Origin of the sequence: Azospirillum himalayense, assembly GCF_042657465.1 — a bacterium.
GTDB classification, from domain to species: domain Bacteria; phylum Pseudomonadota; class Alphaproteobacteria; order Azospirillales; family Azospirillaceae; genus Azospirillum; species Azospirillum himalayense.
Window position 1 is genome coordinate 1 of sequence record NZ_JBHSLC010000094.1, and the last position, 971, is coordinate 971.

A 971-nucleotide genomic window follows, 5' to 3' on the forward strand; every position below is an offset into this window, starting at 1 on the left:
GAAGCGCTGAGCCCAGACCGTGCCGTGCTGCAGCCAGACCATAACTGCGCTGCCGTCGGCCAGTTGGGCCGCTTCCGAGGATGCCGCATAGGAGAGGGCCTGCTTCCACTCGCTGCCCACGGCGTTGCCCGCGGCGTCGTAGAACCGGGCATAGACGGCGAAGTTGCCGATAGGGGGTTGGCTGACGGCATCAACCTCGTCCCAGACGATCATGAAGCCACCGTTGCCAAGCCCGGTCACCTTGGGATTGCTCTGGCTCTTATCGGTGGAGGCGTTCACCCGGAATTCGTTGCCCAGGGGTTGGCCATGGCCGTCCAGCAGGCGGGCGTAGACACCGTAACCGCTGCCGTCCTGCCCGTTCGACGCCCAGGTGACCACCTGCGTCCCATTCGCCAGCACCGTCACCGAGGGAAGCAGTTGATCGTTGACCACGGTGGGGTTCACTGCCCTTTCCTGGCCGGACACGAACGATGTGGCTGGGGCAAAGGTCTGCGTGGTGGCAATGTCCCAGTCCGACCAGCGCACCCCGTCCGATACGCGCACAAGGATGGCGTCCGAAGCGGCGGCGCTGCCGCCGACGAAGCGGAGCGTGCCGAGTTGGTCGGCTGTCACGGAGATGGTCTGTCCAGAAGCCTGGACCACACCGTTCAACTCGAAATGACCGCTCGCCGCCGACGCATTGGTGTCGATGAACTCGTACTGGATGATGCGCTGCAGCCCGCTCGTCGCCCAGGCTTCGCCTTGGGCATGGCCGGGATGGAGCAGTGTGGCGGCGAGAAGGGACTCGCCCGCCTGCACCCCGACGCTCTGCGCGGTGAACACCGGCGCGGCCTCGCTCGGGGTGAATTCGCGGATCTGGATGCCGTAACCGGAACCGTCCTGCCCAGCCCAGACGGCGACGAAGCCGCCATCGGCACGGGCGGCCAGCGCCGGCTGCACCTGGTTGCCCGCGATGTTCTGCGCCAGCAGGA

The 971-nt window shown here is 66.6% G+C and carries 1 protein-coding gene; it reads right to left on the minus strand.

Going from position 1 to position 971, the window contains the following annotated elements; all coding sequences use genetic code 11:
* A partial coding sequence (locus ACFPMG_RS26760; RefSeq protein WP_376998274.1) for a hypothetical protein occupies positions 1-971 on the minus strand: 971 nt, incomplete at both ends.